At 72.3% G+C, this 24742-nt stretch carries 22 protein-coding genes; 12 read left to right on the forward strand and 10 right to left on the reverse strand.

Going from position 1 to position 24742, the window contains the following annotated elements; all coding sequences use genetic code 11:
- Positions 1 to 72: 72 nt before the first annotated feature.
- Positions 73 to 801, reverse strand: coding sequence for a FadR/GntR family transcriptional regulator (locus ACH54P_RS02235; protein WP_489910619.1), 729 nt, complete (start codon positions 799 to 801; stop codon positions 73 to 75).
- Positions 802 to 943: 142 nt separating this feature from the next.
- Between ACH54P_RS02235 and ACH54P_RS02240 the strand changes: the two genes are divergently transcribed.
- From ACH54P_RS02240 to ACH54P_RS02270, 7 genes are read left to right on the forward strand one after another with little or no spacing between them, the layout of a single operon-like run.
- Positions 944 to 2542, forward strand: coding sequence for an ABC transporter substrate-binding protein (locus tag ACH54P_RS02240; RefSeq protein ID WP_489910620.1), 1599 nt, complete (start codon positions 944 to 946; stop codon positions 2540 to 2542).
- Positions 2543 to 2557: 15 nt separating this feature from the next.
- A complete protein-coding gene (locus tag ACH54P_RS02245; protein ID WP_489910621.1) occupies positions 2558 to 3517 on the forward strand; it encodes an ABC transporter permease in 960 nt (319 codons plus the stop codon).
- Entirely contained in the window at positions 3514 to 5418 is a 1905-nt protein-coding gene (locus ACH54P_RS02250; protein ID WP_489910622.1) for a dipeptide/oligopeptide/nickel ABC transporter permease/ATP-binding protein, read from the forward strand. Before ACH54P_RS02245 ends, ACH54P_RS02250 begins: the two co-directional genes overlap by 4 nt.
- Positions 5415 to 6368 (forward strand): oligopeptide/dipeptide ABC transporter ATP-binding protein, encoded by a 954-nt coding sequence (locus ACH54P_RS02255; RefSeq protein WP_489910623.1) that lies wholly within the window; start codon positions 5415 to 5417, stop codon positions 6366 to 6368. The genes ACH54P_RS02250 and ACH54P_RS02255 overlap by 4 nt, the downstream gene beginning before the upstream one ends.
- The gene (locus tag ACH54P_RS02260) at positions 6368 to 7291 is read left to right on the forward strand and encodes a dihydrodipicolinate synthase family protein (RefSeq protein WP_489910624.1); all 924 of its coding nucleotides are present in this window, start codon (positions 6368 to 6370) and stop codon (positions 7289 to 7291) included. The genes ACH54P_RS02255 and ACH54P_RS02260 overlap by 1 nt, the downstream gene beginning before the upstream one ends.
- Complete coding sequence (locus ACH54P_RS02265; protein WP_489910625.1) at positions 7291 to 9252, forward strand: beta-galactosidase; 1962 nt, start codon at positions 7291 to 7293, stop codon at positions 9250 to 9252. The genes ACH54P_RS02260 and ACH54P_RS02265 overlap by 1 nt, the downstream gene beginning before the upstream one ends.
- A 2-nt stretch (positions 9253 to 9254) precedes the next feature.
- Entirely contained in the window at positions 9255 to 11078 is a 1824-nt protein-coding gene (locus ACH54P_RS02270; protein ID WP_489910626.1) for an exo-alpha-sialidase, read from the forward strand.
- Positions 11079 to 11085: 7 nt separating this feature from the next.
- Here the strand turns inward: ACH54P_RS02270 and ACH54P_RS02275 are convergent, their stop codons facing one another.
- The 3 genes from ACH54P_RS02275 to ACH54P_RS02285 form a co-directional block, all read right to left on the reverse strand.
- Positions 11086 to 12441, reverse strand: a complete 1356-nt coding sequence (locus tag ACH54P_RS02275; RefSeq protein ID WP_489910627.1) for a protein kinase domain-containing protein — start codon at positions 12439 to 12441, stop codon at positions 11086 to 11088.
- Positions 12442 to 12540: 99 nt separating this feature from the next.
- On the reverse strand, positions 12541 to 13002 hold the full coding sequence (locus ACH54P_RS02280; protein WP_489910628.1) for an HNH endonuclease: 462 nt from the start codon (positions 13000 to 13002) through the stop codon (positions 12541 to 12543).
- Between the two features lie 110 nt (positions 13003 to 13112).
- A complete protein-coding gene (locus ACH54P_RS02285; protein ID WP_489910629.1) occupies positions 13113 to 14051 on the reverse strand; it encodes a CE1 family esterase in 939 nt (312 codons plus the stop codon).
- A gap of 171 nt (positions 14052 to 14222) precedes the next feature.
- On the opposite strand from ACH54P_RS02285, the gene htpG reads away from it, so the two are divergent.
- Complete coding sequence (gene htpG, locus ACH54P_RS02290) at positions 14223 to 16118, forward strand: molecular chaperone HtpG (RefSeq protein ID WP_489910630.1); 1896 nt, start codon at positions 14223 to 14225, stop codon at positions 16116 to 16118.
- A gap of 42 nt (positions 16119 to 16160) precedes the next feature.
- Here htpG and ACH54P_RS02295 read toward each other — a convergent pair whose 3' ends face one another.
- From ACH54P_RS02295 to ACH54P_RS02320, 6 genes are all read right to left on the reverse strand, one after another.
- Positions 16161 to 17603: a glycoside hydrolase family 76 protein gene (locus ACH54P_RS02295; RefSeq protein WP_489910631.1), complete on the reverse strand. Its 1443-nt coding sequence runs from the start codon at positions 17601 to 17603 to the stop codon at positions 16161 to 16163.
- 94 nt (positions 17604 to 17697) lie between these two features.
- Entirely contained in the window at positions 17698 to 18312 is a 615-nt protein-coding gene (locus ACH54P_RS02300; RefSeq protein WP_489910632.1) for a cupredoxin domain-containing protein, read from the reverse strand.
- The gene (locus ACH54P_RS02305; protein ID WP_489910633.1) at positions 18309 to 18770 is read right to left on the reverse strand and encodes a hypothetical protein; all 462 of its coding nucleotides are present in this window, start codon (positions 18768 to 18770) and stop codon (positions 18309 to 18311) included. Before ACH54P_RS02305 ends, ACH54P_RS02300 begins: the two co-directional genes overlap by 4 nt.
- A gap of 59 nt (positions 18771 to 18829) precedes the next feature.
- Positions 18830 to 19801 carry a cupredoxin domain-containing protein gene (locus ACH54P_RS02310; protein ID WP_489910634.1) on the reverse strand — a complete coding sequence of 324 codons (972 nt, stop codon included), beginning with the start codon at positions 19799 to 19801 and terminating at the stop codon, positions 18830 to 18832.
- Positions 19802 to 19829: 28 nt separating this feature from the next.
- Positions 19830 to 20738: a copper resistance D family protein gene (locus tag ACH54P_RS02315; protein ID WP_489910635.1), complete on the reverse strand. Its 909-nt coding sequence runs from the start codon at positions 20736 to 20738 to the stop codon at positions 19830 to 19832.
- Positions 20739 to 20741: 3 nt separating this feature from the next.
- Complete coding sequence (locus ACH54P_RS02320; RefSeq protein WP_489910636.1) at positions 20742 to 21359, reverse strand: hypothetical protein; 618 nt, start codon at positions 21357 to 21359, stop codon at positions 20742 to 20744.
- Between the two features lie 404 nt (positions 21360 to 21763).
- On the opposite strand from ACH54P_RS02320, the gene ACH54P_RS02325 reads away from it, so the two are divergent.
- Genes ACH54P_RS02325 through ACH54P_RS02340 form a run of 4 tightly spaced genes read left to right on the forward strand, consistent with a single transcriptional unit; the run spans position 21764 to position 24673 of the window.
- Positions 21764 to 22318 (forward strand): copper resistance CopC family protein, encoded by a 555-nt coding sequence (locus ACH54P_RS02325; protein ID WP_489910637.1) that lies wholly within the window; start codon positions 21764 to 21766, stop codon positions 22316 to 22318.
- Positions 22319 to 22359: 41 nt separating this feature from the next.
- Complete coding sequence (locus ACH54P_RS02330; RefSeq protein WP_489910638.1) at positions 22360 to 22698, forward strand: hypothetical protein; 339 nt, start codon at positions 22360 to 22362, stop codon at positions 22696 to 22698.
- Positions 22699 to 22740: 42 nt separating this feature from the next.
- The gene (locus ACH54P_RS02335; RefSeq protein WP_489910639.1) at positions 22741 to 24030 is read left to right on the forward strand and encodes an erythromycin esterase family protein; all 1290 of its coding nucleotides are present in this window, start codon (positions 22741 to 22743) and stop codon (positions 24028 to 24030) included.
- A gap of 4 nt (positions 24031 to 24034) precedes the next feature.
- The gene (locus tag ACH54P_RS02340; RefSeq protein WP_489910640.1) at positions 24035 to 24673 is read left to right on the forward strand and encodes a phosphoribosyltransferase; all 639 of its coding nucleotides are present in this window, start codon (positions 24035 to 24037) and stop codon (positions 24671 to 24673) included.
- The last annotated feature ends 69 nt before the right edge of the window (positions 24674 to 24742 follow it).

Below are 24742 nucleotides of genomic sequence, written 5' to 3' on the forward strand. Positions count from 1 at the left end.
CCAGACGCCCCGGCCGTTGAGGCCGGTTCTCGAACTTCCGGAAGTTACCTCGAACGGGTCAACCACCCAGAGTCAGGACGAGTGGGCCGCGGGCACCGGCCTCGCCACGCCGAAACCGCCGTACGGACCGGCTTTCGCGCGCTTGCGGACCTCGTCGAAGTGCCGGTGCACGGCTTCGGCCGCGGCGTCGGCGTCCCGCAGCAGCAGCGCGTCGACGATGGCCTGGTGCCGTTTCGCCGTCGCCGTCGGGGACGACGCCGGTCCGCCGAGCTCGCTCTCGGCGATCCGGTAGACGTCCCAGAACAGCCCGGTGAGCTCGCGGGCGAGGTCGAAGCCCGCCTCGGCGCAGATGAGGTCGTGGAATTCGCGGTCGGCCTCCGCGGCGTCCGGGCCCTTGCGCTTCATCCGCGTGACGCAGGCTTGCAGCTCCTCGACGAGCCCGGGCCGGTGGTCGGCGGCGACGCGGCGGGTGAGCTCGGTTTCGAGCATCTCGCGCACCTCCAGGAGGTCGCGCAGCCGTCCGACGTCGGTCGCGCCCCGCGCGCGGGTGCGGAACAGCAGCCACGTCTGCAGCGACTCCGAGCCCGCGGAGCCGACGAAGGTGCCGTAACCGTGCCGGATCTCGACGATGCCGAGGGCCTGCAGGGCCTTGATCGCTTCGCGGATCGAGTTGCGGCTGACGCCGATGTCCTCCATCAGGCTCAGCTCGGTGGGCATGGGGGCGCCCGGCGGGAGCTCCCGTTCGACGATCAGGTCGATGATGCGCTTGGTGATCTCTTCGCTGCGCTGCGGACGGGCCACTGCTGTCCTCCCCGGATGCGTCGTGAGAGGACATCCTACGTCATACGTCCAGGCCTCTTGACCGGCACGCGAACGCATCCTAGGCTCACGCCGGTCATAGGACGTCCCACGTCCTACCGTTCGAGGCCCCCAGGAGACAGCGATGTCCCAGAGCCCGTCGCTCAGCCGCCGCCAGTTGCTGCGCTACACCACCTTCGCCGGGGCGGCCTTGGCGTTCCCGACCGTGCTCGCCGCGTGCGGCGGCCCGGCGTCGACCAACAAGACCGGCAGCTCCGCCGGCTCGCTGACCGCCGTCATCGGGTACGGCAACAACCAGACGTGGGACCCGCTGCAGACCGCCTCCGCGTTCTCGATGGCCGCGATCCTGCACTGCTACGAGTCCCTCGTGGAGGGTGACCCGATCACCCGCGCGCCGTTCCCGGGCCTGGCGAAGGCCCTGCCGGCCGACGTCGGCGGAACCAGCTTCACCTTCGAGCTCCGCGACGGCGCCCAGTGGCACGACGGGCAGCCGGTGACGGCCGACGACGTCGTCTTCACCTACGCGAGAGCGCTCGACGACAAGGAAAACGTGCTCATCCACAGCTTCTTCGCCACCTGGCTGAAGGAAGTGCGCAAGACCGGCGACCGCTCGGTCGAGTTCGTCCTCGAGTTCCCCTTCCCGTACGCGCTGCAGCGGATCCAGTGCTGCAAGATCGTCCCGAAGCACGTCTACGACGGCAAGTGGGACGACGCCAAGGGCGGCAAGGTCGTCGGCTCCGGCCCGTACAAGGTTGTCGAGCAGGCGCCGCTGAGCCACACCAGCTTCGAGAAGTTCGCCGCCTACAACGGCCCGCGCCCGGCCGCCTACGACAAGATGCTGTGGAAGTCCATCGTGGACGCCGCCCCGCGCGTCGCGGCCATCTCCGGGGCGAAGCCGGACGCGCAGATCGCCGAGAACATCCCGGCCGCCAACGCCGAGCAGCTGCGCAAGGCCGGCCGGACCGTCGAGTTCGCCGACGGCGGCAACAACCTCTTCCTGCTCTTCAACACCCAGCACGCGCCCTTCGACAAGAACCTCGTCCGGCAGGCGCTGCACTACGCGATCGACAAGAAGAAGATGGTCGAGATCGGGCTGAAGGGCGCCGGTACGCCGGGGACGTCGTTCATCAACCCGAAGCTCCCGTCTTCGCAGCCCGCGTCGCAGGACTTCGCCTACAACCCCGAGAAGGCGAAGCAGCTGCTGCAGGAGGCCGGCGTGAGCGGGCTGAAGGTGACGCTGTCCACGACGAACACCTCCCTGGTCGCCGACTGCGTCAAGGTCATCAAGGAGGGCTGGGACGCGATCGGCGTCCAGACCACTTTGGACTCCCAGGACACCAAGGCGCTGTTCTCCAAGCTCGACGCCGGCACCGACTTCCAGGTCGTCGCGACGACCAACAACCCGATGCAGTTCGGCAACGACCCGGACCTGCTCATCCGCTACTACTACGACGCCAAGTCGATCCTCACCACCAGGTACGCCCGCTGGACCGGCCCGGACGCCCAGGCGCTGCTCGCCCTGCAGGACCAGGCCGCCGCGGAGCCGGACGAGGCCAAGCGGACCGCGCTCAACAAGCAGCTGCTCGACCGGATCTCCGAGCAGGCCGTGATCTACCCGGTGGTGTTCACGCAGCTCGGCACGGCGTGGGACCCGAAGGCGATCACCGGCGTGCGCGCCCAGGGCTACCCCGGCATCTACCTGAACCAGGCCAAGCCCGTCTGAGCGAGGAGAACCCCCGTGGCCGTCGTCGTGCGGATGCTGCTGAGCCGCATCCTCGCCCTGATCCCGCTGCTGCTCGGCGTGGTCCTGTTCGTGTTCATCGTGATGCGCTTCGCGCCCACCGACCCGGCGCTCGCCGCGTTCGACGGCGCGAACGCGACCGCCGAGCAGCTCCAGCAGTTCCGGCTGGAGAACGGGCTGCTCGACCCGTTGCCGCTGCAGTACGTCCACTTCGTCTGGCACCTGGTCCAGGGGGACTTCGGCACCAGCGTGATCACCAAGCAGCCGGTCGGCGAGATCATCGCGACCGCGCTGCCGCTGACCGTGCAGCTGACCCTGCTCGGGCTGGTCATCGCGCTGGTGACGTCGCTCGTGCTCGGCGTGACGTCGGCGCTGTTCCGCGACCGCTGGCCGGACAAGGTGATCCGGGTGGTCACCCTCGCCGGGGTGGCGGCGCCCGCGTTCTGGGTGGCGCTGCTGCTGGTGCAGTGGCTGGCCGTGGACCAGGGCCTGTTCCCGACCAGCGGCTACGTCAGCCCGGCGGACTCCTTCGGCGGCTGGCTCAACTCGCTGACGCTGCCCGCGGTCTCCCTGGCGCTGCCGGTGGCCGCCCAGCTGACCCGGGTGATCCGGACTTCGATGGTCGAGGAACTGGACAAGGACTACGTCCGGACCGCGCGCGGCGGCGGCCTGCCGCCGGTGGTCGTGGTCGGGCGCAACGTGCTGCGCAACGCGCTCGTCACCCCGCTGACCGTGCTCGGCCTGCGGGTCGGCTACCTGCTCGGCGGCGCGGTCGTGATCGAGACGATGTTCGCGCTGCCGGGGATGGGGCAGAACATGATCCAGGCCGTCAAGGACGGCGACACCGCCAAGGTGCAGGGCTTCGTCATCACGATCGCGATCGGGTTCGTCCTGGTCAACCTGATCGTCGACGTCCTCTACCTGATCGCCAACCCGCGCCTGCGGAGCCACGCGTGAGGCGGCTGCGCGGGTCCTGGCCCGCTCTCGCGATCCTCGGCGTCCTCGTGCTGGTCGCCGTGCTCGGCACGCTCGTGGCGACCCACAACCCGGACGCGCTCAGCACCGACACCGGCGGGCCCGGTGGCTCGCACTGGTTCGGCACGGACACCTCGGGCCGGGACATCTTCTCCCGGCTCGTCGCCGGCACGCGCTGGTCGCTCGCCATCGGCCTGGGGGCGGTGGCGCTCGCGCTCGTGGCGGGGGCGGTGATCGGGGCCTTCGCCGCGACCTCGCACCGCCGGGTGGACGCCGTGGTCATGCGCGTGCTGGATGTCGTCATGGCGTTCCCGGGCATCGCGCTGGCGGCGGTGCTCGTCGCCGTGTTCGGGCACGGGATCCTCGTGCTGATCCTGGCCATCGGGTTCCTCAACACGCCGCCGGTGGCCCGGGTGATCCGGGCGAACGTGCTGGCCCAGTACGGCGAGGACTACGTCGCCGCCGAACGCGTCATCGGGGCCCGCCGGTTCTTCGTGCTGACCCGGCACGTCGCGATCAACTGCGCCGCGCCGGTGCTGGTGTACTGCACGGTCACGGTGGCCGACGCGATCGTGTTCGAGGCGTCGCTGTCGTTCATCGGCGCCGGCATCCAGCCGCCGGACCCGTCGTGGGGCTCGGTGCTCGCCGACGGCAAGGACCTGGTGCTGACCGGCGGCTGGTGGGCCACGCTGTTCCCCGGCCTGCTGATCCTGGTCACGGTGCTCGCCCTGAACATCCTGTCCGAGCGGATCTCGGACGCCTGGGCCGCGCCCTCGGCGCGCGCCGTCAAGGCGGCCGAAGTCGCGAAAGCCGTCGCCAAGCGGGAGGACGCCGACACCGCGCCCGTCCTGCCGATCACCGGCCTGCGGGAGGCGGGGGAGCGGCTGAGCCGGACCGCGCGGTCCCTCGACCACCGCGAGACGGTGCTCGAGGTCGACCGGCTCCGGATCTCGTTCCCCGGCCGCCACGAAGGCGTCGACGTCGTCGACGGCGTGTCGTTCAGCGTGCGCGCCGGCGAAGTCCTCGGCCTGATCGGCGAGTCCGGCTGCGGCAAGACGCTCACCGCGCTGTCGATCCTCGGCCTGCAGCCGGCGGGTGCGAGGGTGTCGGGCCGGATCCGGTTCGCCCAGCGCGACCTGCTGAACCTGCGGCCGGGCGAACGCCGCCGTCACCTCGGCCACGACATCGCGATGATCTACCAGGACGCGCTCAGCTCGCTCAACCCGGCCATGACCATCCGGGCCCAGCTCAAGCAGTTCACCCGCCGCGGCGGCACCCGCACCCCGGGGGAGCTGCTCGAACTGGTCAACCTCGACCCGGACCGGACGCTGCGGGCCTACCCGCACGAGCTGTCCGGCGGGCAGCGCCAGCGCGTGCTGATCGCGATGGCGCTCTCGCGGGATCCCAAGCTGATCGTCGCCGACGAGCCCACGACCGCGCTCGACGTCACGGTCCAGGCCCAGATCATGGCGCTGCTGCTGCGGTTGCAGGAGGAACTCGGGTTCGCGCTCGTGCTCGTCTCGCACGACCTCGCGCTGGTGTCGGAGATCGCCGACCGCGTCGTCGTCATGTACGGGGGCCAGGTCGCCGAGCTGGGCGCCACCGCCGAGGTCGTCGGCTCGCCGCGGCACCACTACACGCGCGGCCTGCTCAGCGCGGTGCTGTCGCTGGAGGCCAGCGAGGCCCGCCTCACCCAGATCAAGGGCGTCGTCCCGGCGCCGGCCGAGTTCCCGGCGGGCTGCCGGTTCGCCGACCGCTGCCCGGCGGCCCGCGCCAAGTGCCACGAACAGACCCCGGTCCGCTTCGGCGAGCCGGTCGACCACCTCGTCGCCTGCCACTTCCCGGCGGTCGACATCGCCCGCGAAAAGGAGGCGACGGCGTGAACCTCCTCGAGGTCGACGGCGTCCACGTCGTCCACAAGATCCGCGGCCGCGGGCTGTTCGGCCACCAGCACGTCCACGCCCTGACCGACGCCCACCTCGTGGTGAACCCGGGCGAGACGATCGGCGTCGTCGGCGAGTCCGGCTGCGGCAAGTCGACCCTGGCCAAGGTGATCGTCGGCCTGCAGCGGCCGACCGCGGGAGCCGTGCGCTTCCGCGGGGAACCGCTCGTTTCCGGGCGGGAGGTCGGCATGGTCTTCCAGGACCCGTCGACCGCGCTGAACCGGCGGCTCGCCGTCGCCAAGATCATCCGCGACCCCCTGGACGTGCACCGGGTGGGCACGCCGGCCGAGCGGGACGACCGCGTCCGCGAGCTGATGGCGCTGGTCGGCCTGCCCGCCAGCGCCGCCGACGCGGTACCCGGCCAGCTCTCCGGCGGCCAGCGCCAGCGCGTCGCCATCGCGCGCGCCCTGGCACTGGGGCCGGCGCTGCTCGTCGCCGACGAGCCGACGTCCGCCCTCGACGTCTCGGTCCGCGCCCAGATCCTCAACCTCCTGCTCGACCTGCGCGAACAGCTGGACCTGGCGATGGTGTTCGTCTCCCACGACATCCAGACCGTGAAGAAGATGAGCGACCGCATCGTCACGATGTACCTCGGCCGCGTCGTCGAAGAGGCCCCGGCTCCCGAACTCCCGGAAGCCGCCCGGCACCCGTACACCCGGGCCCTCTTCTCGGCGACACCCAGCCTGCTGCACCCGGTCGAGCCGATCGTCCTGACCGGCCCGGTGCCCTCGGCGACGAACCCGCCGAGCGGCTGCCCGTTCCGCACCCGCTGCCCCAACGCGACCGGCGCCTGTGCGGCCGAGCTGCCGCCGCTCGCCGCCGCCGACGGGCCGCCCGGGCACACCTACCGCTGCATCCACCCAGAGATCCCGACCGGAGTGACCGCCTGATGCCGAAGTTCGCCGGAATCGTCCCGCCGCTGTGCACGCCGTTCAACGACGACTTCAGCGTGGACACCGTCTCCCTGCGGCGCCACCTCGAGGTCCAGCTCGACGCCGGGGTGCACGGCGTCTTCGTCCTCGGCTCCTCCAGCGAGGTCGCCTTCCTGCCGGACGCCCAGCGCCGCGTCGTCGTCGAAACGGCGGTCGACCAGGTCGCCGGCCGCGTCCCGGTGCTCGTGGGCTGTATCGACATGACGACGTTGCGGGTCGCCGAGCACATCGCGGCCGCCGAAGCCGCCGGGGCCGACGCCGCCGTCGTCACCGCGCCGTACTACACGCGGACCCACGTCGCCGAGATCGATCGGCACTTCCGCCTGCTGCACGAGCGCACGTCGCTGCCGATCGTCGCCTACGACATCCCGGTCGCGGTGCACACGAAGCTCGACGGCGGAATGGTGCTCGACCTCGCCGCCGACGGGGTCATCGCCGGGTTGAAGGACTCCAGCGGCGACGAAGCGGCGTTCCGCGCCGTGCTGCTCGGCAAGCGCGACCGCGGCCTCGACTCGTTCGCCGTGTTCACCGGCTCCGAACTCGTCGTGGACGCGGCCCTGGCGATGGGCGCCGACGGGGCGGTCCCGGGCCTCGGCAACGTCGACCCGGTCGGGTACGTGCTCATCCACGACCACTTCAAGTCCGGCAACCTCGCCGCGGCGCGCCGCGAGCAGGAACGGCTGATGAAGCTGTTTTCGATCACGTCCGTCGCGCCGCCAAGCCGGATGGGCCGCGGCTCGGCCGGGCTCGGCGCCTTCAAGGCCGCGATGAAGATGCGCGGGTTCATCGACAACGCTGTCATGGCGCCGCCGCAGCTCCCGCTGGACGCCGAAGAACTGCTGCGGATCAAGGAGAAGCTCGCCGAAGCGGGCCTGCTCTGATGATCCGCTACGGCGCCGACTACAACCCCGAGCACTGGCCGGAAGAGGTCCGCCGGGAAGACCTGGAGCTGATGGCCGAAGCGGGCGTCACGATGGTCACCGCGGGGATCTACTCGTGGGCCGGGGTCGAACCCCGGCCCGGGGAATACGACTTCGGCTGGTTCGACGACGTCATGGACGGCTTGGCCGGCGCCGGGATCCAGGTCTGCCTGGCGACGATGACCGCGTCCCCGCCGCCGTGGCTGTCCCACGCGCACCCGGAGATCCTGCCCGTGCGCGCCGACGGCGTCCGGCTTTCGCCCGGGGCGCGGCAGCAGTTCTGCCCGTCGAGCCCGGTCTACCGTGCCCATGCCGGACGGCTGGTCTCGGAGCTGGCGACGCGCTACGCCGGGCATCCCGCGCTGGCGATGTGGCACGTCGGCAACGAGTACGGCTGCCACGTCCGGGCCTGCTACTGCGACGGGTCGGCCTCGGACTTCCGTCGCTGGCTGCGGGAGCGCTACGGCTCGATCGACGAGCTCAACGCGGCCTGGACGACGACGTTCTGGGCCCAGCGCTACTCCGCGTGGGAGGAGATCCTGCCGCCGCGCGTCGCGCCGACGTTTCCGAATCCCGCCCAGCAGCTCGACTTCCACCGGTTCTCCTCCGACGCCGCGCTCGGCTGCTTCCTGACCGAGCAACGCGTGCTGCGGCGGATCACCCCGGGCGTCCCGGTCACGACCAACTTCGTCGGACGGGTGCAGAAGGCCCTCGACTGGCACACCTGGACGCCGCACGAGGACGTCGTCAGCCTGGATTCCTACCCGGATCCGGACGATCCGCGGGCCCACGTCGAAGCCGCGTTCGCCTACGACCTGGTCCGGTCCGCCAAGGATCGGCCGTGGCTGCTCCTGGAGCAGGCGCCGAGCGCGGTGAACTGGCGGCCGCGGAACAGTCCCAAGCCGCCGGGCGCGATGCGGCTCGGCAGCTGGCAGGCCATCGCGCAGGGTGCCGACGCCGTGCTGTTCTTCCAGTGGCGCCAGACCAGCGGCGGCGCCGAGAAGTTCCACTCGGCGATGGTGCCGCACGGCGGCCGCGACACCCGGACGTTCCACGAGTCCGCCGCGCTCGGCCAGGAGCTCGCGAAAGTACCGGAGCTGGCGGGGACGCGCGTGCGGGCCGACGTCGCCCTGCTGCACGACTGGCCGAGCTGGTGGGGCCTCGAACTCGACTCGCACCCGGCTCAGCTGGAGTACCTGGAGACGCAGCTCGCGCACTACGCGCCGCTGTTCGACGCCAACCTCACCTGCGACGTCGTCCACCCCCGGCGGGATCTCACGCGCTACAAGCTCGTCGTCGTCCCGAACCTGTACCTGCTGGACCGGGCTTCCGCCGACAACCTGCGCGCGTACGTCGCGGGCGGCGGGCACCTCGTGGTCTCGTACTTCTCCGGCATCGTCGACGGCTGCGACCGCGCGTACCTCGGCGGGCACCCGGCACCGCTGCGGGACGTCCTCGGCCTGCGAGTGGACGAGTTCTGGCCCCTGGCCGCGCCGGCCTCCCTGGATTTCGCCGATGGCACCACGGATTCCGGGTCGGTCTGGTCCGAATGGATCGAACCGGAAGGCGCCGAGGCCGTCGCCTCGTTCGCGAGTGGTGACCTGGCCGGGCGGCCCGCGATCACCCGGCACGCCTTCGGCGACGGCGTCGCCTGGTACCTGGGCACGCGGCCCGACCTGGCGGTGCTGTTCCGCCGCATCACCGCCGAAGCCGGGGTAACGCCGGTCTTGGAGGCTCCGCCCGGCGTCCAGGCCGTCGTCCGGCACGGCGAGGAGAGCGCTTACCTGATCCTGCTCAACCACGGCACCGAGCCGGTCACCGTCGACCTGCCGCACACCGCGCCGGACCTGCTGACCGACCCGTCGCGGCCGGTGCGCGAGGTCCGGCTCGCCCCGCGAGGTGTCGCCGTCCTGAAGGGATGAGAATGAGAACACCGGGGAGATGGGCCGCGCTGGTGGCCCTGGTGGCGGGCTCGCTGCTCGCCGTGAGCCCGGCGCAGGGCGCGCCGCGGCTCGACCAGCAGGTGCTGTTCAAGGCGTCGCAGGATCCGGGCTACAGCTGCTTCCGGATCCCGGCGATCGTGAAGTCCGCCCACGGCACGCTCCTGGCCTTCGCCGAGGGCCGCATCGACAACTGCGGCGACACCGGCGACATCGACCTGGTGCTGAAGCGGTCCGCCGACGGCGGGAAGACGTGGTCGCCGCTGCAGGTGGTCAACCGCGGCGGCGGGGACACGCACGGCAACCCGGTGCCCATGGTGGACCGCCGGACCGGCCGGATCGTGCTGATCACGACGTACAACAAGGGCCGCGACGACGACAAGGCGTGCGACGTCCCGTGCCCGCGCACCCCGCATGCGCAGTACAGCGACGACGACGGCCTGACCTGGTCCACGCCGGTCGACATCAGCGCGCAGGCGAAGCTGCCGGACTGGGACTCCTGGTACGCGTCCGGCCCGGTGCACGGGATCCAGCTGACTCGCGGGAAGCACGCGGGCCGGCTCGTGTTCGGCGTCAACGCGGAGACCAGCGACGGCACGCACTCGATCGAAAACCACGCCGGGCTGGTCTACAGCGACGACGGCGGCGGGAGCTGGCACGTCGGCGCGGTGAACAGCTACCCGCACCCGGTCGGCGGGACCTACACGCAGAAGCCGTCCGAAGTCACCGTCGTCGAACTGGCCGACGGCTCGATCTACGCCGGCGGCCGCGAGCAGGGCGGCACCGACATCGGCAACCGCGACTACGCCCTCAGCCGCGACGGCGGCGAGACGTTCACCCGGTCCTTCACCACCATCCCCGACCTGGTGACGCCGATGGTGCAGGGAGCGGTGCTGCGCGTCGGCCACCGCCTGCTGTTCTCGTCGCCCTCGGACACCGACCGGCGGCGCTGGATGATGATCCGGTCGTCCTACGACGGGGGCCGCACGTGGGAAAACGCCGAGCAGGGCACGCGGATCACGACGGACTGGTCGGGGTATTCCGACCTCGTGCAGATCAGCGGCTCGGACATCGGGCTGCTCTACGAGGGCGGCGCGGTCGACGCGCGGGACGAGATCCGCTTCGCGCGCTTCGACGAGGACTACCTCGGGTGGAAGAACCCGGCGGGACCGTCCACACCGGACGTTTCGCACCACGCGGATGCCCGGGTCCTCGGGGGCGCTTCCCTGGCTGCCGGACGCTTCGGCGGTGCCCTGTCGCTGGACGGCGTCGACGACTACGTCCGCGTGCCGTACGACCCGGCCCAGCCGCCGGGCGACGGCGACCTCACGTGGACCGGCTGGTTCTCCTACGGCGCCACGAAGGGCAACCAGGTCCTGTTCTGGCTGGGCGGGATGGGCAGCACGGCACCGCAGCTGTGGCTGCGCGGCGAACCGGCGAACCACCGGCTGCTCGCGACGATGACCACGGCCGCCGGGAGCGCGTCGATCTCGACCGCGCAGGCGTACGACGACCAGGCCTGGCACCACGTGGCGCTCGAGCGGACCGGCGGGAAACTGCTGCTGTGGGTGGACGGCGTCCAGGTCGCCTCCGGGGCGGCGGCCGCGGGGTCGGTCAGCCGGACGGTGTCGTTCCAGCTGCAGCTGGGCCAGCGGCTGGACAACCAGTTCCGCTGGAACGGCGGCTTCGACGAGGTCCGCTTCTACCACCGGGCCCTGACGGAACCGGAGCTCGACGCGATCCGGACGGGCAACGCCCCGGTGACCACGGGCCAGGTCCTGCGGCTGCCGTTCGACCGGATCCGCTGAGCGCGCCTCAGAGCGTCCGGCAGGTGACCGCCGGGCGCTCCGAGGCCTTGCCGCTGCCCGCCAGGGCGATGAAGCCGAACGTCGTCGAGCCGCCCGCGGCGAGCTTCGCGTTCCAGCCCGCGTTCTCCACCGTCACCGTCGAGCCGTCGACCTCGAAGTCGCCGTTCCACAGGCCGCTGATGTGGTGGCCCTCGGGCAGGGTCCAGCGGACGCTCCAGCCGGACAGGTCGCCGCCGTGGTCGTTGCGGACGGTCACTTCCACCTGGTAGCCGCCGGGCCAGGAGTTCGTCACCTCGTAGCGGGCGGCGCAGCCCAGGTCGGGCGCCGTCGTCGGGGCCGGTGGCGTGGACGCCGGGGGAGCGGACGTGGCCGGTGCCGCGACCGTCGTGCCGCCGTCCGGCACGAGGGCCGTGCCGATCACCACGCCCAGGGCCAGCAGGACCGCTCCGCCCGCGGAAGCCAGCACCAGCCGCCGGCGGGGACGGCGGACGCGCAGCAGGCGGGTCCCCATCCGGCCGCGGGGGCGGGGCGGCGGCAGCGGGCGGCCGCCGGTGACCGCCTCGAACAGCTCCTGGACCTCCGCCATCGCCGGCCGCGCCGGGGGATCGCGCTGCAGCAGGCGGCCGAGCACCTCGGCGAGCGGGCCGCCGTGCCGCGGCGGGACGACCTCCTCCCGGGCCACCCGCAGCAGCAGCGCGATCGCGTTGTCGTCGTTGCCGAACGGGGGCGTGCCCTCCAACGCGCGGTAGAGGGTCGCGCCCAGGGCGAAGACGTCCGACGGGAAGCCGGCTTCGCCGCCGCCGGCGACTTCGGGTGCCAGGAAGGCGGGCGTGCCGGCGATGAAGCCGCCGCCGGTCACCGTGCCTTCGCCGGTGGCGCGGGAGATGCCGAAGTCGGCGATCTTGGCGACGCCGGACTCCCCGATGAGGACGTTGCCGGGCGTGACGTCGCGGTGCACGATGCCCTCGGCGTGCGCGGCGGCCAGCGCCGAAGCGACCTGGACGCCGATGCGGGCGACCTCGTCGGCGGGCAGGGTCTCCCGGTCCAGCAGGATGTCCGCCAGGCTCCGCGACGGCAGGTACTCCATGACCAGGTAGGGCCCGCCGGGCTCCTCGACCACGTCGTGCACCGTGACCGCGTGCGGGTGCCGCAGCCGCGCGGTCAGCCGCGCCTCGCGCAGGGCGCGCTCGCGCGCCTGGTCACCGGCGGCCTGCCCGATGGCCGGGTCGTAGTCCAGCTGCTTGACCGCGACGACCCGGTCGAGCCGCTCGTCGCGGGCGCGCCAGACGACGCCCATGGCGCCCTGGCCGATCCGCTCGGCCAGCCGGTAGCGCCCGGCGATCAGCTGTCCTGCGTCGGTCACGACGACCTCCCGGCCTTCCCCGGAACACACGGATGCGGAAGACGATCGGTTCGAGCTTAACGACCTGCCCGCCGGGGTGCCGGCGGGCAGGTCGGGCGCTCACGCCGCGGGCCGGTGCAGCTGGTCCCACGTCGGGACGTACGGGGTGAACCGGAGCTTCATCCCGGCCTCGCCCGGCAGCCGGTCCGCCTTCCGGGCGTTGCAGCTGCGGGACGTGCCGCCGCACGCGGCGACCGTGTTGAGCCAGTCGGTCCGGGCGCCGCCGCGGCTCAGCGGCGTCACGTGGTCGATCGTGGTGGCGCGCTGCCCGCAGTAGGCGCAGCGGTGCCCGTCCCGGACCAGCACGCCGCGCCGGGACCACCGGGGCGGCTGCGTATATCGCCACTTCATGACGACGTACCGCAGCAACCGCACGATCTTCGGGCGCGGGAACAGCCCGTAGGCGAGACCGTCCTCGGCCTCGTGGATCTCGGCGACGTGCCGCACGAGCATCCGGATCGCGTGCGGCACGGAAACGGTCTGCAGCGGCTCGTAACCGGCGTTGAGGACGAGAACCTTCACGACACACCCCTTTCACTGAGGCGAAAGCCGCCCGCCGGCTGTTCCGGCGGGCGGCTTTCGCCTGGTGGAAGTCATGGTCGCCGAGCCGCGAGGCGGGCGTCAATCGCGTTTCACCGCAGGGGATGGGCGCGGAAGAACCGCCAGATGACCGGGGTCGCGTCGATGACCGTCGGGGTGGCCGAGTCGTTGTTCGGCCGCGTGCTGGGCCAGACGTGCCCGGCCCCCTCGACGCGGTAGTGCTCGAGGGCGCTCCGCCGGTCGCAGCCGAGCCACTTCTGGGCGACGACCCCCGCGACCGGCGTCCACGACACCGGCTCGGGCCGGCAACCGTCCCTTGTGGACCACGCGGCCAGCCAGTCCGGGATGGCGGGCAGACCCTTGGCCGGGTTGCCGGCGTAGGGGATGGTCGTGTCGGCCGTGCCGTGGAAGTCGAGGACCGGCGCCGGGCGGCTGGGGTGGCAGGCGCCGCCCTGCGGGTAGAAGGCGCCGGACACCGGCGCGAACGCGGCGATCCGGCCGGCCAGGCGGCACGCCAGGACGCCGACGAACCCGCCGCCGTTGGACTTCCCGGCGGCGAAGATCCGGGCGGGGTCGACGCAGAAGGCGCGCTGCAGGGACGTCAGCAGGTCGCTGGTGAACAGGACGTCGTCGGCGGCGGCGGAGTAGGGCGCCCCGGTCCAGGCCGACTCGCCGTCGGTGCCGATGAGGCCCTGCGGGTAGACGGCGATCGCGTCCAGCTCCGAGAAGCCGGACAGCTGCTCCTGGTACAGGGACGTGCGCTTGTGCCCGTGGAACGACAGCAGCAGCGGGTACGGCCGGTGCGGGGTGTAGCCCGCGGGCAGGTGGACGGTGTACTCGCGGTCCAGGCCGCCCGAGGTGACGTGCCGGGTGGTCGTCTGCCCCGCCGGCACCGGGGCCGCGCGGCCGCAGCCGGTGGTCGGGACGGGGCGGTCGACGACGCCCGCGGCCGCGGCGGGCGCGGCGAAGGCGGTGGTCAGGGCACAGGCCGCGGCGAACACGGCCGCCCACCGGGGGAAGCGTCCGGGCACTCGATCCTCCTTGATCGGCAGCGGGGCGTGGCCAGCATCACACCGGGAGCCCGGCGCACCTACATTGCGTTCATAAAGTGCGCGGGCGGGTGACGACGGGGAGCGGCGGACCCGCTCGGTAGGATCGGCCACCTCGGCTTCGACACGCTTGACATGCGGAAAGGAACGGAAGTGACCACCCCGATCGAGACGCTGGAGTTCCAGTCGGAAGCGCGTCAGCTGCTCCAGCTGATGATCCATTCGATCTACTCGAACAAGGACACCTTCCTGCGGGAGCTGGTGTCCAACGCCTCCGACGCCCTCGACAAGCTGCGGCTGGAGTCGTACCGCGACAAGGACCTCGAAGCGGACACCGCCGACCTGCACATCGCGATCGAGACGGACCCGGCCGGGCGGACCCTGACCGTGCGGGACAACGGCATCGGCATGACGCGCGACGAGGTCGTCGCGCTCATCGGCACGATCGCCAAGTCCGGCACCGCCGACTTCCTGACCAAGCTGAAGGAGGCGAAGGACGCGGCGGCGTCGCAGGACCTGATCGGGCAGTTCGGCGTCGGGTTCTACGCGAGCTTCATGGTCGCGGACAAGGTCACCCTCGTGACGCGCCGCGCGGGCACCGCCGAGGGCGTCCGCTGGGAGTCGACCGGCGAAGGCACCTACACGATCCAGCCGGTCGAGGACGCGCCCCAGGGCACCGCGGTGACCCTGCACCTCAAGCCCGAGGACGCCGAGGACCACCTGTACGACTACACGTCCCCGGCGAAGATCCGGGAGATCGTCAAGAAGTACTCCGACTTCATCACCTGGCCCATCCGGATGCGGGGTGACGGCGAGGACGCCGAGGTCGAGACCGTCAACTCGATGAAGGCGCTGTGGGCGCGCTCGTCGAGCGAGGTCACCGAGGACGAGTACCACGAGTTCTACAAGCACGTCAGCCACGACTGGCAGGACCCCCTGGAGACGATCCGGCTGCAGGCCGAGGGGACGTTCGAGTACCAGGCGCTGCTGTTCCTGCCCTCGCACGCGCCGATGGACCTGTTCCTGCGGGAGCGCAAGCGCGGCGTGCAGCTCTACGTCAAGCGCGTCTTCATCATGGACGACTGCGAGTCGCTCGTCCCCGAGTACCTGCGGTTCGTCAAGGGTGTCGTCGACGCGCAGGACCTCTCGCTCAACGTCTCGCGGGAGATCCTCCAGCAGGACCGGCAGATCCAGCTGATCCGCCGCCGCCTGGTGAAGAAGGTCCTCTCGACGGTCAAGACGATGATGACCGCCGACGCCGACAAGTACGCCACGTTCTGGCGCGAATTCGGCCGCGCGGTGAAGGAAGGCCTGCTCGACGATTTCGAGAACCGCGAAGCGATCCTCGAGATCTCGTCGTTCGCGTCGACGCACGACGCCGAGAAGCCGACGTCGCTGCGGGACTACGTCGAGCGGATGAAGGACGGCCAGGAGCACATCTACTTCATGACCGGCGAGTCGCGGTCCGCGATCGAGAACTCGCCGCACATGGAGGCGTTCCGGGCCAAGGGCTACGAGGTCCTGGTGCTGACCGACCCGATCGACGAGATGTGGGTCGACGCGGTGCCGGGCTTCGACGGCAAGCAGTTCCAGTCGATCGCCAAGGGCCAGGTCGACCTGGAGTCGGACGAGGACAAGAAGGCCACCGAGGTCGCGCGCGAGCAGCAGAAGAAGGACTTCGAGGGCCTGCTGTCGTGGATGGGGACGGCGCTGGGCGAAACCGTCAAGGAAGTCCGCCTGTCGTCGCGGCTCACGACGTCGCCGGCCTGCATCGTCGGGGACGACCACGACCTGACGCCGACGCTCGAGAAGATGTACCGCGCGATGGGGCAGGAGCTGCCGCCGATCAAGCGCATCCTCGAGCTGAACCCGGAGCACGCCTTGGTGACGGGCCTGCGCGAGGCGCACGCGTCGCGGCCGGACGACGCCGGGCTGGCCGAGACGGCGGAGCTGCTGTACGGCATGGCGCTGCTGGCCGAGGGCGGCGAGCTGGGCGACCCGGCCCGGTTCATCAAGCTGCTGTCGAGCCGGCTGGAGAAGACCCTCTGAGGCCTGCGCCCGGGCGGGATCGCCGCCCGCCCGGGCGCCGGCTCAGGGTGCCGCGTTCATCAGGTCCAGGGCGCTCTGCTGGCGAGCGGCGTCGGACTGGTCGAACGGACCTGCCCACATCAGCCCGTACGCGTCCGCGGCGGTGCGGTCGTTCGCGTACGCCGAATTCGCCTGGCGCTGCAGGTAGCCCGTGTACGGGTGGTCCGCCAAGGCGGCGTTCAGCACCGCCAGGTCGCGGACGTACACGCCCTTGAACGTCGGGCCGTCGAGACCGCCACCCCCGGCCGTTTCGCCCGGGTCGCGCAGGATGCCGCCGGGGTTGAGCGCCGTGTTCGTCGTCGACGCGTTCGCCATCGCACGGGCCTTCGTCAGCAGGCCCGCATCACCGGTGGCGCGGTACAGCTCGGTCAGCGCCGCTAGGGGCACACCCTGGTTGTACGTCCAGACCGGCTGGCCGTTGTTCGCGCACGTCGACATGTTCAGGCCGTCGTTGACCAGGTTCGCGCCGTTGATCACCCCGCTGCCGGAGAACCAGGTCCAGCCCGCGCGGGCGCGCGCCAGGTACGCCGTGTCACCCGGGACGCGGTTGTGCAGGGCCGCGTTCAGCTGGATGTACAGCGAGTTGGGGATCGCGTTCTTCGTCGTCCGGGTGGTGTTCCACCAGACCCCGCCGCCGCAGACGCCGTCCCAGTAGGCGGACATGTGGTCGGCGTCGGCGCGGGCGGTGTTCAGGTAGCGGCTGTCGCCGGTGAGGTCGTACGCGTCCACCCACGCCAGGCCCCACCACGCCGTGTCGTCGAGGTAGTCGTTGCGGAAGCTGCCGCCCTGCGCCGACAGGTTCTTCGTGTACGTCGTGTCGATCGCGTAGCGGTAGCTGCCCATGCCGCTGATCCGGATGTTGTCGATGACCGCGGTGAGGGCGTTGGCGGAGTTCCACCACCCGGTCGTGTCGAAGAGGCCGGTGCCGAGGTTGTAGCGCTCCATCAGCGCGGTGGCGGCCGCGGTGCGGCGGTCCCAGGCGTTCCACGTCGGGCGGGCCCAGCCGGTGCAGGCGATCGTTCCCGATCCCGCGGGCTGCTCGCAGGCCCGCAGCAGGCCGACGCCCTTGTTCGCCCAGTCGTCGGCGTTGTACATCAGGGTCCGCCAGCCGGTCGACCCGGACGGCGTCGCGGTGTCGCCGAGCTTGCTGCCCGACGCCCAGGTGCGCCCGGCGTCGAACGACCGGTCCAGCCAGACGTGGTCACCGGCCGCACCGCCGGTGATCGCCGCCCAGCCCATGTCGTCGGCGTCGTCGAGGTGCAGGGAGATCCGGCGGCCGCCGACGCCGGCCGAACCGCCTTCGCGGTCGCCGGGGGACAACGCGGGATCCCTGGCGTCGCAGTACTTGTCGCAGATCGCGGCGAGCGGGGCGGCCGCCGCCGGTGTCGGTGCCGGTGTCGGAGTGGCTGCCAGGACCAGGGTGAGCACGGGGACAAGGAAGTGCATCGGCCACCTTCCACGCTGAAGGGCGATGCTCTCCATTGTCGGGCGCCGATAATATTGGTCCAGTCCTTTTCCGGACAGGTTTCCGGACAGGAATTCACGCCCGCCGCGAGCTCAGCAGGAGCAGGCACAGCACGGCGACGCCGGTGACGAGCCCGGCGACCAGCAGCATCGGGTCCAGCGACGGTGGTGACGCCGCGCTCGCCTGCTGGACCACCGGCTGCCCGGTCGCGGGAGCGGCGGCGGTGGCGGTGGTGGCCGGGGGAGCCGTGGACGGCGCGGTGGTGGCCACCGGCACCGCGGCGGCCGAGGTGGCGGCCGTCGTGGTCCGGGCGGGCGTGGTCCGGGGAGCCGTGGCCGGCGGCGCCGTCGTGGGCGCGGGCAGGACCGTCACGGAGGCCCGCATGTCGGGGTGCACCGAGCAGTAGTACTGGTAGGTGCCCGGCTGCCGGAACGTGTAGCTCCAGCTCTGCCCGGACGACAGCTGCGGGCTGCGGAACGCGACGGGCGCGCTCGTCGTGACGACGTCGTGCGGGGCCTGGTCGTGCTGCATCCACGTGACGGTGTCGCCGACCCGGACGGTCAGCGTGGCGGGGGAGAAGGCGTAGTCCTGCATCATGACCTGCTGGGTCGCCGCGACGGCCGGCCCGGAGGCGAAGGGCACGTTCAGGAACAGCAGCAGGCCGGCGACGACGAGAGCGGCGCGCCTCATCGGACGAACTCGATTGCGATCTCGACGCGCAGCCGTCGCCGGGCGAGCAGGCGCGCGATCCGGCCCGCGTACCGCGGTTTCCGGCGGGACGGCAGCACGTGCCCGGCGGCCCACACGACGACGCCGTGGTCGTCCCGGTGCCGGATGTCGCCGCGCAGGCGCACTTCCCGGCCGGCGACGCGGCCTTCGACCACGAAGGGGTCTTCGGCGACTTCGGCGGCGATGAAGGTGAGTTCGCCGCCGCGGAACGCCCGGCCCAGGTACGGGATGCCGGTCCGCACCGAGCCGGGGTCGAGGGTGACGGTGAGCGCCGAGCCGGGCGTCCAGTGCCCGCCGGTCGCGGTGAGCCGGCTGCGGATGCGAAGGGGATGCGGCGAGGAGAGCTCGATGACGCACCGGTCGCGGCGCAGGGTGTACCCGGTCCCGGGCGGGGCGGGCAGGACGGCGGTGTCGGGCATGGGGAAGTCCTCCGGGAGGGGGCGGGTGACCCGGCGAGGAACCGGGTCACCCGCCGCGGTCAGCAGCTCGCCTGGTTCAGCAACGGGGTGAGCACGTTCTCGAGCCACACCGTGTGCGTCTTGATGTACTGGTCGAGGTTCAGCAGGTCGGTCACCTGCTGGCCCAGCGACGTCTCCAGGTGCGCGCTCTTGATGTGCGCGATGATCGGCGCGAGCGTGTCGGTGACGACCTTGTCGGCCGACCCGTCGAACGCCGGGGCGAGCACCGTTTCCAGCCAGACCGTGTGGGTCTTGATGTACTGGTCCAGGTTGAGGATGTCCTGCACCTGCTGACCCGGTGAGGTCTCCAGGTGCGCGCTCTTGATGTGGTCGAGGATCGGCTGCAGGACCGACTTCGGCACGCAGGAGCCGCCGCCGGCCGGGGTGGACGGCACCGGCATCGAGTGCGTGGGTTCCGAGGTCGGCGCGGACGTCGGGGCCGGCGTCGGCGGGGCCGTGGTCGGCGCCGGACCGGTGACGGTGACCGTGGCCTTCATGTCCGGGTGGATCGAGCAGTAGTACGAGTACTTGCCCGCCTGGGTGAAGGTGTGGCTGAACGTCTGGCCGGTCTGCAGGGTCGGCGAGGTGAACTTCTCCGGCCCGTCGGTGACCACGATGTTGTGCGGGGCGGTGTCGTGGTTGGTCCACGTCACCGTGTCGCCGACGGTGATCGTCAGGTCGGCCGGGGAGAACTTGTAGCCCATCGCTTCGACGGACTTCGTGGCCGGCGCCGCGGCCGCCGCGGCGCCCCCGGCCTGTTCCTGGGAAAGCCCTTGGTAGAGCGGGACCGCCAGGGGGCCCTGCTGGGCCAGTGCGGCGAGGTCGACGTTCGCGGCCTGGCTCGGCGCGGCCTGCTCGGTCTGTCCGCCGCGAAGCGTGGCGAGGCTGAACAACGCCGTCGCCAGGGCGAGGATCGCCACGGCGATCGGCCAGTTCCGCCGTCGCCGCACCACCTCCGGCTGTTCGGGGGCGGCGGGGGTGGGGTTGTCCATCGAGGGACTCCTTTCGGGTACTGCGCGATCAGCGGCCGGGGCTGGCCGTGACGAGGAAGCTCGCCGCGAGGAGGACCACGAGCACGAGCGTGGTCTCGGCGGCGACGGAATAGACGAAGGGGCGGACGGTCCCGGCGTCCCCGCGCAGGACGACGGCGAAGTCGAGGCGCCGGCCGACCCAGCTGCGGCTGGCCTGCGCGGCGAGGAGCACGGTGGCGAGCACGGCGAGCTTGATCAGCAGCGTCTGCCCGTAGGCCGTGCCGAACACGCGGCCGATGCTGCCGACGGTCTGCCAGGCGAGCACCGTGCCCGCGGCGACGACGACGGCGACCGACGTCATCGCCAGTTTCGAGTAGCGGGGGACCACCGCGGCGAGTTCGCCGGGGTCACGGCGGGCCAGGACGCCGAACAGCAGCACGGCCAGGCCCCCGATCCACGCGGAGGCCCCCGCGAGGTGCGCGAAGTCCGCGATCTGCGTCAGCCACGGCCGGGTGCTCTCCACCGCGTGCCCGGTGAGGCCGGTCGTGCGGAGCAGCCCGAGCAGGATCGCGCCGGTCCCGACCCGCCACGGCAACGCCGTCGCGGCGGCCTGGCCGCGTTGCAGCAGCCAGGCCAGCACGACTCCGCCGAGCAGCCACAACAGCGCCCTGGCGAACCAGATCCGCCCGAACTGGCTGTCCAGGGCCTGGCTGAGCAGGTCCCAGGCGACGAAGTCGGCGGGCGGGCGCTGAGCCGCCCAGGCGGCCTGCAGGCCCAGCCCGGCGAGCGTGCCGAGCAGGCCGAGGACCCAGCCGGTGACCAGCACCGAGCGGGCGCCGCGGTGGCCGGCCCCGGCGGGCCAGAGCACGGCCAGGAACAGCAGCCCGCCGGCGAACAGGGTCAGACCGGCGTAGTCGACGCTGCGGGCGATCACGTACCACGCCTTGACGGGTTCCACGGCTCACCGTCCACTCGGGACGGCCGGGGCCGGGACGCCGACGGCGCCGGCGGGCACCATCGCGGGCTCGAGACCCCCGTCGGTGGTGCGGCAGTAGCCGAGGACGAGCGCGGCGGCGCCGTCCGGGCCGGTGACCCCGAGGCCGGTGGTGACGGCCCCGAGCAGGGGCAGCCCGCCAACGGTGGCCAGGACCTGCTGGGGCAGCCCGGGTCGGCACGCGGGCACGTCGGTTCCCGGCGGCGGGAGCGGCGGCGGTGTCGTCGGTGGTGGTGACGACGGCGGCGACGGGGAACCGGGGCCGGGGACCGGCTCCACGCCGCCGCCGGGCATCGGCGGCATCGTCGGAATCGTCGGCACGGCCGGCGCCGGCTGGTCGCCTGCCGGGACCGCAGGCAGCGGGGCCGCCGGGACGCCCGAGGGCGGCAGGCCCGGCGGAAGTGGTTGCGCACCAGGGGTTTCCGGGGTGGCCTGGTGCCCGCCGTCCGCGATCGGGGGTGTGGCCGCGTCGGCGGCGGTGCCGGGGCGCAGGCCGATGCCGGACGCGTAGCCGACGACGATCACGACCGCGCCCGCCAGGCTCGCGGCGATGACGTGGTCACGGCGTGGTGCGGGACCTGGCACGGTTTCGTCCTCCAAGAACGGGAAATCCCGTGCGGGATCCGCCGGAATGCGACGGCCACCGGGAAATGGGGAAAGGGGATGTGGGGAGCAGGTAACCAGCCGCCAGGTTTCGGGGCGTGATCCTCGCATGAAGTCCAGGTAAAGTCGGAAGGCCCGCGGACCGCTCGCGACCGTGAGTTCGTGCGCCGAACGGCCCGTTCGCTCCGCTGTTCGGGTGCTCGACCCGGCGAACGCCCGGAGTAGTCGACCGATTTGCCCGGTTCGGCCGGGGCGGCCCGGTACGGCGGTGAGAAGTGCTTAACAAATACGTTTCACGGCTCGCCGGTGCGCTCCGGCCGCCGGCCGTTACGGTTCCCGGTATCCGGCCGTCCGGTCCCGCAATTCCCGTCGAACGCGAGGAAATCATGTCTTCCCGTTTGCTTCGTCCTGCCCGCTCGTCCACCGCCGTCCGGCTGACCGCGCTCCTGGCCGCCGCCGGCTGCGCGTTCCTGCTCGGCGCGCCCGCGGCGGACGCGCACAGCGTCCTGCTGTCCAGTTCGCCGGCCAGGGACGCGGCGGTCGCCGACGCCCCGGCGGAGGTGGTGCTCGTGTTCAACGAGCCCGTGGAGAACCGCTTCACCGAGCTCGCCGTGCTGGGGCCCGACGGCACGTCGCACTGGGAGGCCGGCGCGGCGTCCGTTGTGGACGGCCGCGTGTCCGCGCCGCTGCGCCCGCTCGGGCCCTCCGGCGGCTACACGATCCGGTACCGGATCACCTCCGCCGACGGCCACCCGGTCTCCGGCGCGATCCCGTTCCGGCTCACCGTCGCGGGCCCGGCGTCGGCGGGCCCGGCCGCGGCGATGACGGCGAACCCGGCCGGCGGCGGTTCGATGCCGCTGTGGCCGTGGATCACCGGTGGCGCCGTCCTGCTCGGTACCGGTTTCGCGGTGGCCCGGCGGCTGTCGCGCGCGCCGGCCTGAGGGCGTGTGTGCCGCCGCGGCCGGGCGGGTATCCCGGGCCCATGACGAATCTCGACGACACGACGACCGCGAAGCTGGACGAATTCGTGCTCGCCCGGCTCGCGGAGGACGAAGAACGGGTCCGCGCGGGCGAACTGCCGCTGATCGACGAGGCCGAGCGGCGGGGCAGGCTGCGGATCATGCGCGCGGACGGCGGCGACGGGCTCCTGCTCGCCGGCGGACCGGTCGAGACGATGGAGGACCGGCAGCCGGTGCCGTTCGCCGAGAAGGCCGAGTTCCTGCGCCGAGAGATCCGCGACAGCCACGACGACGCGTCGGTGAAGCTGATCGCCTCCGTCTACGAAGCCCACCCGGACTGGCGGGACGAATGGCGGCCGTGACCGGCTGACGTTTGCCTGCCCTCCGAACGGGAATGCGCCAGTATGTCCGAAACGGTGCTCGACGACGTGACGACGATCCGCGAAGCGGCCGCGCCGCTGCGCAGCCCGCAGGATCTCGACCCGCTCGTCCGGCGGATCGGGGACGCCCGGATCGTGCTGCTCGGCGAGGCCACCCACGGCACCGCGGAGTTCTACCGGTGGCGCGCCGAACTCACGAAACGGCTGCTGGCCGAACGGGACTTCGCGTTCGTCGCCGTCGAAGGGGACTGGCCGGAGTGCCACCGGGTGCACTGCTGCGTCGCCGGGGCGCCCGGCGCGCCCAACGATCCCGGCCAGGTCCTGTGGGGCTTCCGGCGCTGGCCCACCTGGTTGTGGGCGAACGAAGAGGTGGCCGAGTTCGCGGCCTGGCTGCGCTCGTTCAACGCCACCGGGGACGGCGTCCCGTGCGGATTCCACGGTCTCGACGTCTACAGCTTGGGCGAGTCGTTGCGCGTGGTCCTGGACTACGTCCACGACCACGCGCCCGAGCACACGGAGGCGGCGCTCGCGGCGTTCCGGTGTTTCGAACCGTACGGCGAAGATCCCCGCGACTACGGCGCTTCCGCCGAGCTCGTGCCGGAGAACTGCCGCGAGGAAGTGGTGCACCTGCTGGCGTCGGTCCGGGTGGCCGCCCTCGCCGACCACGTGCCCGGCCTCGACGCCGCCTTCGTCGCCGGGCAGAACGCCGAGGTTGTCGCGGGCGCGGAACGCTACTACCGGGAGCTGGTGCGCGGCGGCGTGCGGTCGTGGAACGTGCGCGACACCCACATGAGCGACACCCTCGACCGGCTGCTGCGCGCGTACGGTCCGCGGGCCAAGGGCGTGGTGTGGGCGCACAACAGCCACGTCGGGGACGCCCGGGCGACCGACATGGCCGCGGCGGGGATGCTCAACCTCGGGCAGCTGGTGCGGGAACGGCACGCGGCCGACGGCGTCGTCGCCGTCGGGTTCGGCACCTACCGCGGGTCCGTGATCGCCGCCGGCCACTGGGGCGGGCCGGTGCGCCGGATGACCGTCGAGCCGGCGCGCCCGGACAGCCTCGAAGGCGTGCTGCACGAAGCCGTTCCCGGGGAGGACAGCCTGCACGTCTTCCCGGACGACGGCTGGGCGCACGCACTGCGCGGGCACCGCGCGATCGGCGTCGTCCACCGCGGCGGCGGGTACGTCCCGACCGTGCCGGCCGCCCGCTACGACGCGTTCGTGCACTGCGACGAGACGACCGCGATCACGCCGCTGCACCACTGGGAGCCGGAGGAGGACGCACCGGCCGCGGCGTACCCGGGCGGGGGGTGACGCGATGGCCGCCCGCCGGGTCTTCGCCGACCGGGAGGACGGCGGCCGGCAGCTCGCCGGCGAACTGCGGCGGCGCACCTGGGCCGACCCGCTCGTGCTCGGGCTCGCCCGGGGCGGGGTACCGGTGGCTGCGGTTGTCGCGCGGCGGCTCGGCGCCGAGCTGGACGTCGCGGTCGCGCGCAAGATCGGCGCGCCCGGGCGGCGGGAGTACGGCGTCGGCGCGGTCACCCCGGACGGTCCCGCGATCTACGACGAAGCGATCCTGCGCGCGCTGAAGCTGACGGCCGCCCGGATGGCGCGCGCGGAAGCCCGGGAGCGGGCGGAAGCGCGGCGGCGCCTCGAGCGCTACCGCCGCGGCCGGGCCCCGGCCGCCGTCGCCGACCGGGACGTCATCCTCGTCGACGACGGCCTGGCCACCGGCGTCACGGCGACGGCGGCGCTGCGCGACGTGCGGGCCGGGCACCCGCGGACCGTCGTCTTCGCGGCGCCGGTGGCCGCTCCGGGCGCGGCGGCCGGGCTGCTGCACGAAGCCGACGACGTCGTCTGCGTCGCCGAACCGCCAGGATTCCGCGCGGTCGGCCAGTGGTACGCCGATTTCCGCCAGACGAGCGACGACGACGTGCTGGAACTGCTCGTCCGGTGACCCTCGGGATTCCACAGAGGACTACCGGTGACGTGCTGCTCCACCTGGGGAAGGCCGGGTTGACCGGTC

It is taken from the genome of Amycolatopsis sp. N2S4-7 (genome assembly GCF_058119595.1).